The organism is Streptomyces chilikensis, from assembly GCF_001642695.1.
Taxonomy (GTDB): Bacteria; Actinomycetota; Actinomycetes; order Streptomycetales; family Streptomycetaceae; genus Streptomyces; species Streptomyces chilikensis.
In genome coordinates this window covers 1-7,611 of the sequence record NZ_LWCC02000084.1, presented here as the reverse complement: position 1 = coordinate 7,611, position 7,611 = coordinate 1, and the positions used below count along the sequence as shown (strand labels likewise).

7 protein-coding genes are annotated in these 7,611 nt (G+C 76.4%); 5 read left to right on the top strand and 2 right to left on the bottom strand.

Annotated elements, in window-relative coordinates:
* Window positions 1-1,172, top strand: a 1,172-nt coding sequence (locus A2U95_RS23285) for a sensor histidine kinase (RefSeq protein ID WP_166026407.1), incomplete at its 5' end; no start/stop codon positions are given.
* The gene (locus A2U95_RS23280) at window positions 1,169-1,831 is read left to right on the top strand and encodes a response regulator transcription factor (protein ID WP_166026405.1); all 663 of its coding nucleotides are present in this window, start codon (window positions 1,169-1,171) and stop codon (window positions 1,829-1,831) included. The genes A2U95_RS23285 and A2U95_RS23280, both read left to right, overlap by 4 nt.
* A gap of 223 nt (window positions 1,832-2,054) precedes the next feature.
* On the opposite strand, the gene A2U95_RS23275 is transcribed toward A2U95_RS23280, so the two are convergent.
* On the bottom strand, window positions 2,055-2,714 hold the full coding sequence (locus tag A2U95_RS23275) for a DUF1707 SHOCT-like domain-containing protein (protein WP_166026403.1): 660 nt from the start codon (window positions 2,712-2,714) through the stop codon (window positions 2,055-2,057).
* Between the two features lie 402 nt (window positions 2,715-3,116).
* Between A2U95_RS23275 and A2U95_RS23270 the strand changes: the two genes are divergently transcribed.
* The 3 genes from A2U95_RS23270 to A2U95_RS23260 all read left to right on the top strand — a co-directional run bounded on the left by A2U95_RS23270 (window position 3,117) and on the right by A2U95_RS23260 (window position 6,523).
* Window positions 3,117-4,229, top strand: coding sequence for a GNAT family N-acetyltransferase (locus tag A2U95_RS23270; RefSeq protein ID WP_166026401.1), 1,113 nt, complete (start codon window positions 3,117-3,119; stop codon window positions 4,227-4,229).
* 198 nt (window positions 4,230-4,427) lie between these two features.
* Window positions 4,428-5,711, top strand: a complete 1,284-nt coding sequence (locus A2U95_RS23265) for a glycosyltransferase family 2 protein (protein ID WP_206283035.1) — start codon at window positions 4,428-4,430, stop codon at window positions 5,709-5,711.
* A gap of 56 nt (window positions 5,712-5,767) precedes the next feature.
* A complete protein-coding gene (locus A2U95_RS23260) occupies window positions 5,768-6,523 on the top strand; it encodes a polysaccharide deacetylase family protein (protein ID WP_206283036.1) in 756 nt (251 codons plus the stop codon).
* A 16-nt stretch (window positions 6,524-6,539) separates the two neighbouring features.
* On the opposite strand, the gene A2U95_RS23255 is transcribed toward A2U95_RS23260, so the two are convergent.
* Window positions 6,540-7,574, bottom strand: a complete 1,035-nt coding sequence (locus A2U95_RS23255) for a glycoside hydrolase family 26 protein (RefSeq protein WP_166026411.1) — start codon at window positions 7,572-7,574, stop codon at window positions 6,540-6,542.
* Between the last annotated feature and the right edge of the window lie 37 nt (window positions 7,575-7,611).

Here is a 7,611-nt window from a genome sequence, read left to right as displayed (position 1 = left end):
CCGTGCCGTACGTGCTGGTCGTGTCGCTCGTCGTCGGCGCCGTCATCGGCGCCGACGACGTCTTCGGTTCCCTGCCCCTGCAACTCGGCTCGTTCGTCCTCGGGTTGCCGCTCGCCGCCGTCACCTCGCTGTTCCCGCCGACCCGGCCCCTGGAGTCCGGGGTGGCGCGCTGGCTGTGCGGTGTGGAGGCCGACCGGCTCGCCTACGGGCCCGCCCGGACGACGGGCGAGAAGGCCCGCACCGCGGCGTGGTTCGTGCTGCACCTGGGGATCGGCGGGATCGTCGCGGGCATGTCGCTCGCGGTGCCGCCGTTCGCGGTCGTGCTGATCCTGCTGCCCTTCGTCCCGGCGCTGCGGGAGGCCCGGCCGGACCTGCCCGGCCTCCTCGACCACGCCTGGGCACTCGCGCTCGCGCCGGTCGCGGGCACCGCGCTGCTCGTCGCGCTCGCCGGGTGCGCGGCCGGCTGCGGCGCGCTGCTGGCCCGCTGGGCGCCGGTGCTGCTCGGCCCCTCCCCCGAGGACCGGATCGCGGCGGCCGAGGCGCGGGCCGCCGACCTCGCCGTCCGCAACCGGCTCGCGCGCGAACTGCACGACTCGCTCGGCCACGCGCTCAGCGCGGTGGGACTCCAGGCGAGCGCGGCCCGGCGGGTGCTGGACACCGACCCGGAGTTCGTCCGCGAGGCGCTCGCCGCGATCGAGGACACCACCCGGCGCGCCGTGGGCGAACTCGACGCGGTCCTGGGCGTGCTGCGGGACGGCGACGCGCCGGGCACCGCGCCGGCGCCCACGCTCGCCGCCGACCTCGACGGCCTGCTGCGCCGCACCCGTGCGGGCGGGCGGCGGGTGAGGGCCACCGTCGCCGCCGACCCCGCGGCGCTGCCGCCTCCGGTGTCCCGCGAGGCGTACCGCATCGTGCAGGAAGGGCTGGGCAACGCCCTGCGGCACGCGGGTGGGCGGGTCACCGTGGCGCTGCGGATCGACGTGGTGGACGGCCACCTGCGCATCACCGTCGAGAACCCGCTCGGCGAGGCCCGCGCCCCGCGCCCCGGCGGCGGTCACGGCCTGCGCGGCATCGCCGACCGGGCCCGCCTGCTGGGCGGCGCCGTCGAGGCGGGCGCCGCCGACGGGGTGTGGCGGCTCCACGTACGTCTGCCGTTGAAGGGATCCGCATGACCCGTTCGCCGATCAGGATCGTCCTCGCCGACGACGAGCGCATGGTCCGCACCGCCCTGCGCGCCATCCTCTCCGCCGAGGAGGACCTGGAGGTCGTCGGCGAGGCGGCCACCGGGGCCGAGGCCGTCTCCGTCGTGCGCGAGAGCCGGCCGGACGTCGTCCTCATGGACGTGCGCATGCCCGGGACCGACGGCATCCGCGCCACCGAGCGGATCCTCGCCACGCTCGCCGAACCGCCGCGCGTCCTCGTCGTGACCACGTTCGAGAACGACTCCTACATCTACGACGCCCTGCGCGCCGGGGCCGCCGGCTTCCTCCTCAAGCGCGCCGACGCCGACACGCTCGTCCAGGCCGTGCGGCTGGTGGCGCGCAGCGACACGCTGCTGTTCCCGGCGGCGGTACGGGCACTGGCGGCCGAGCACGCGCGCGCGAACCCCGCCCCGCCGGCCTGGGTGGCGCGGCTCACGGAGCGCGAGGCGGAGGTGCTGCGGCTGATGGCGACCGGGCTGACCAACGCCGAGATCGCCGGGCGGATGGGGGTGGGGCCGGCCACGGTGAAGACGCACGTGGCGTCGGTGCTCGCCAAGACCGGTACCCGCGACCGCACCCAGGCGGTCGTCCGGGCCTACGAGGCCGGCTTCACCGTACCGGGGTCATGAACCCGAGGTCATGACCCGGGGTCACGGACGGACGCTTCGCTCCGCTCCGCCGGTCTCGCGGACGGCGGGACGGGACGGCCGGCGGCCCGCGGAGCGCCGTCCCCCGGGCCCTCCGGGACGTCCACGGCGGGCCGGTCCACGACGGGGGCGAACCACCGGCGGCGCCCGGCCGCGTCCGCGCGGCCGGGCGCCGTCCCGCCGGCGGGCCACGCCGCCGAGGCGGTCACGCGTCTCCGGAGGGGGACGCGGCACCGCCCCGCAGCCACTGTCCGAACGTCCGGCGCGGGGGCCCCACGACGACCCGGCCGTGGGTCTTCCGGCCGGTCAGCTCCACCCGCAGGAGCACCGGCGCGTACGGGTCCCGCGGCTGCGGGCGGTGCGTGACCCTGCAGTGCGCCAGTTGCAGGCCGTCCGTGTCGACCTCGATGCCCGGCCGGGTGACCAGGGCCAGCGTCTTTCCCATCATGTCGACGTCGATCCGCAGGGTGCCGTGCGTGATCACCGCGTCGGTGAAGTCGAGCGTCACGTCGCAGAAGGTCACCGCGAGTTCCAGCTTCCGCGGTACCACCCAGCGCCCCGCGCGCCGCACCCCGCCGCTGTGGGCCTGCTCGATGCGGACCAGGTCCTTGGCCTCGGTTCCGGCCGGGCCGCCGGCGACCGGCACGGGCGGCAGGTCGGCCGTGAGCGGCTCCAGTTCGGCGAGCGTGCGCGCCGACAGGGCGGTTTCCAGGCGCTCGTCCAGCTCCTCGGCGGTCAGCAGACCGTCCCCCGCCGCGATGCGCAGCACGTCCACCACGCGGTCCCGGTCCGCGTGCGAGGCCCGCAGTCCGGGCGGCGAGCCGGCGGCGGAACGCTTTCCGGTGGGCGACTTCTCTCCCGACATGCTTCCGTCCTGCTCCTGTCGAACGTCTCCACGCGACGCGGGCGGCGACGCGGGCGGAAGGCCAACGCTATAGCGCGGCCCGCGTCCCGGCCAGGCGTCGTCCCCGTCCGGGCGGCCCCGGCGACGGCCGGGGCCCCCGGTGTGCGGCGGCCGGTGTTCCGCCGCGCGGCGCCGGCCCGGCACGACGGGGGCGCGGCGGAACGGGAAGGCGGCCGGCGACCGCGGGCGTCACTCCTGTCCGCACCGGCCCGCCGCACACGTTGCGGCAGTTGCCGGATTCCCGTCGCTTGGTCATGACCTGCGAGGGTATCTACCGGAGACTCCCGTCCCGCTGTACGATCCTCGCGGTGTCCGCGGGCCGGGGGGCCCGGGGGCCGTGGGGGCTTCGACCGGGGGGTCATCGTGAGCGGTGGACGGCATGTCCGCGTACTGAGGCCCGGGCAGCTCGGGGTGGAGGAGACCGGGAGCTGGCGGGAGTTGCGGGCGACATCGGGTGCGGTCAGGAATCCCTTCATGGAACCGGAGTTCGCCGTCGCCCTGGGCCGGGTCAGGCCGCGGGCCCGGGTGGCGGTGATCGAGGAGGGGCGCGGTGGGAAGGGCGGCGCCGACGGCCGGGGGATCGTCGGTTTCCTGCCCTTCGAGAGGAGCGCGTGGGGCAACGGGCGGGCGCTGGGGCTCGGGGTCTCCGACCTGCAGGGAGCCGTGCTGCGGCCCGGGACGGCCCTGGACGGGGAGGAGTTGCTGCGCGCGTGCTCGCTGAGCAGCTTCACCTTCGACAACCTGGAGGACGGCCAGGCGCTGTTCACCGGCCGGACCGCCGACGCCTACCCGTCCTACGTCATCGACGTCGGGGAGGGGTACCCGGCGTACCTGGAGGGTCTGCGGCAGCGGTCGCCGAAGTTCCTGAGGACCACGCTGGCGAAGGAGCGCCGGCTCGGCCGCCGGGTCGGCGAGGTGCGGTTCGTCTTCGACGAGCGGGACCCGCGGGCGCTGGACACCCTGATGGCGTGGAAGTCCGCGCAGTACCGCCGCACCGGCCGGCGGGACCGGTTCGCGCGGGAGTGGATCAGCCGGCTGGTGCGCCTGCTGGCCGCCACGCGGGCGCAGGAGTGCGCGGGCGTGCTCTCGGTGCTCTACGCCGCCGACCGGCCGGTGGCCGCGCACTTCGGACTGCGTTCGTCGACCGTGCTGGCCTGCTGGTTCCCCTCCTACGAAACGGAGTTGGCGAAGTACTCGCCGGGGCTGGTGCTGCACCTGCGGATGGCGGAGGCGGCCGCCCGGGCGGGCATCGGGCTGCTGGACATGGGGCGGGGGGCGGCCGAGTACAAGGAGGCGCTGAAGACCGGTGAACTGCGGGTACACGAGGGGACGTTGATCCGGCCGGGGGTCGGCGCGGCACTGCACTGGCTGGGACGCGAACCGGCCCGCCGCGCCCAGGGGTTCGTGCGGCGCCGGCCCCGCCTGGCGTCGCTGGCCGCCCGGAGCCTCGAGGCCGCCGGACGGTTGCGGAGTTGAGGCGCGCCACGGCAGGACCGGGGCACCTCCACCGCCACCGCCATCACCACCGCCACGACCATCGTCACCGCCACGACCATCGTCACCGCCATCACCACCGCGACCGCCGCCGCAGCGACCGCGCGTCCGGCCGCGTGCGGGCGGCGGCCGGGGACATCACCGGAGCGCGGGGAAACGTCGGACAGAGGGGGAGTTCGGATGCGCAGCGGCACGACACAGCGGGAGATCGACAGGTTCCTGGCCGTCCGGCCCGTGCAGGTCGCCGAGCTGGAGCTTCCGGACGCCCCGGAGGACCCACCGGTGCTCCGCCCCGGGCCCGGCGGCCCGCCGCTCACGCACGGGGAGGTGTTCGCCCTGGTCCGCCGCGGCGGCGTGCCGGCGGGCACGCTGCTGGTGAGCGTGCCGGAGGGCGGGGATCCGCGGGACGTGGTGGCCGGGGCGGCGCGGGCGCTGCCGCCGCCTCCGGCCGGCGGGCCGCCTCCCGGCCGGCCACCGCGCACCACCGTGGTGGTCGCCACGCGGGAGCGGGCGGAGCAGCTGGGCCGGGCGGTGGACTCGCTGCTCGCCCAGGACCATCCGGACTTCGACGTCGTCGTGGTGGACAACGCGCCGGTCACCGCGGCCACCCGTGAACTGGTCGAGGACAGGTACGGGGGGCGGGTGCGCTACGTGCGGGAGCCCGGGCCCGGTCTGGCCCGCGCCCACAACGCGGGGCTGGCGGCGACGAGCGGCGACGTGGTGGCGTTCACCGACGACGACGTGGTCGCCGACCCGCGCTGGCTGTCGGAGCTGACCGCCCCGTTCGCCACGGACCCGGGCCTGGGCTGCACGACCGGGCTGATCCTGCCCGCCCGGCTGCGCACGCCGGCGCAGGTGCTGCTGGAGAGCAGCGGGGGCTTCGCGAAGGGGTTCGTGCCGCGCGTGTACGACCCCGCCGATCCGCCCGCCGACGAACCGCTGTTCCCGTTCGCCGCGGGGCGGTTCGGGTCGGGGGCGGCGATGGCGTTCCGCACCGAGGTGCTCCGCGCCGTCGGCGGCTTCGACCCGGCGACCGGCACGGGCACCCCGGCGCGGGGCGGCGACGACCTGTACGCCTTCGTGCGGGTGCTCGGCGAGGGCCGCCGGCTGCGGTACGTGCCGCGGGCGCTGGTGTGGCACCACCACCGGGAGACCTGGCGCGACCTGGAGAACCAGGCGTTCGGCTACGGCGCCGGGCTGACCGCCTACCTGACGGCGGTCCTGGTGCGCCGCCCCTCCCTGCTGCCCGCCCTGCTGCGCCGGCTGCCGGGGGGCCTGGCCCACGCCCGGCGGCTCACCGCCGCCCGCGACGCCGGGAGCGGCGCCGCGGCGCCGGGCGGGCACGACCGGCGTGACCACCCCTGGCCGGGGCGGCTGTCCCGGCTCCAGCGCCGGGGCATGCTGTACGGGCCGCTGGGCTACGTCCGCGCCCGTCGCGCGCTGCGCCGCGGGGTGTCCCGGTGAGCGCGGCGGGCGGGCGGCGGCCGGACGCCGTGCCGGTGCTGCTGTACCACGCGGTGATGGACGACCCGCCGGCGTGGATCGCCGAGTTCACGGTCACGCCGCGCCGGTTCGGCGAGCACCTGGACGCCGTGGCGGACAGCGGCCGGACCCCGGTGACGGTGAGCGCGCTCGCCGGCCACCTGGCGGGGCGCGCTCCGCTGCCGCCGCGTCCGGTGGTGCTCACCTTCGACGACGGTTTCGCCGATCTGCCCGGCCCCACGGCCGCCGCCCTGGCCGGACGCGGCCTGACCGGCACCGCCTACCTCACCACCGGCGCGATCGCCCCGTCCGGCCGGAGCCTGCTGCCGCCGGCGCCGATGATGAGGCTGGACGAGGCGCCGGTGCTGGAGGACGCGGGGCTCGAGGTGGGCGGCCACACGGTGACCCACGCCCAGCTGGACACCTTGGGACGCCGCGCCCTGGAGTCCGAACTGCGGGACTCCAAGGCGACGTTGGAGGACACCCTCGGTCACGCGATCCGCCACCTCGCCTATCCGCACGGGTACAACAGCGGTGCCGTGCGACGGATGGCGGCGGCCACCGGCTACGAGACGGCGGCGGCGGTGCGCCACGCGCTGAGTTCGGAGCGGGACGAGCGGTACCGGATCGCCCGGCTGATCGTGCGGCGCGGCCACACGGCGGCCGACGTGGAGTCGTGGATGCGCGGCGAGGGCGCGCGGGTGGCGCCGTACCGGGACGGGGCGCCCACCGTCGGCTGGCGCTGGTACCGCCGGGCCCGCGCGGCCGTGCGCGGGCCCGGGTTCGCGGGCTGAGGCGCCGGGGACCGCCCTACGGCGGCGGCTGGTTGAGGTGCCGGTCCGAGGCCAGCCGCCGCATCGCGTCCCAGGACTCGTCGTTGGCGAGCGCCAGGTCGCAGTGCGGGCCGGGGTCGCGGTGGTTCCACTGCAGCGCGGCCTTCACGCCGTCCAGCCGCTTCAGCACGCCGGGCACCTCCCGGTACCACCGGGCCTGCCGGGAAGGCCGCCCGGTGTCGTGCGCGGAGCCGAACTCGGAGAGCATCAGGGGTTTCTCGTCCGACAGGTTGGCCCGGATCCACCGGTGCACCGGCGTCTGGGTCTCCTCGAAGGACATCCACTCGGTCCTGTGGCACCTGTAGTAGTTGTACTGGTTGTAGCCGATCCAGTCGACGTAGTCGTCGCCCGGGTAGAGCTCCTCGATCAGGTCGTGGTGTCCGGGGTAGCCGGTGGTGATCCAGGTCCAGATCACGTTGTCCACGCCGAGCCGGCGGAACCGGTCGTGGACGTGGCGCCAGGCGGACACGAACTGCCCGGCGGTGCCGTTGTCCGGGACCCGGGTGTCCATCTCCAGGTCGAAGGAGAGGAACACCCGCCGGCCGTCGTTGCGTTCGCCGTACTCCTTGATCCGCCGCGCCTGGACGTCGATCACCCCGGCGTCGTACTCCCCGGCGGCGATGTCGCTCCACCGGGGCTGCTCGGCCCTGGCGCCGCCCCACACCTTGCTCTCCCAGGACAGGAGCAGCATCCGGTCGCGGCCGAGCCGCCGTTCCTGCTCGGTCAGGAGCTGCCCCTCCAGGCGGGAGGCGGTGACCTCGGACATGTCGTGGTACGTGTACACGATGTCGAGGCGGCGGCCGATCCGTTCCTCGTAGGCGGCGACCTTCTCGGCCAGGTCGGACCTCTCGTGCGGCACGAACGCCCCGAACCAGGCTCCGCAGGGCGGCTCCAGCAGGTCGGAGACGGGTTTCCGGCACTCCGGGGCGACGCCGGGCCCGCCGGTGCCGGCCCGCACGGCCAGGGCGGCGACCAGCGAGGCGCAGACCGCGGCGGCGGCGAGGCCGAGCAGCCGGCGGCGGCCGGGGGTGTCCGTCCACCGGCGCCGG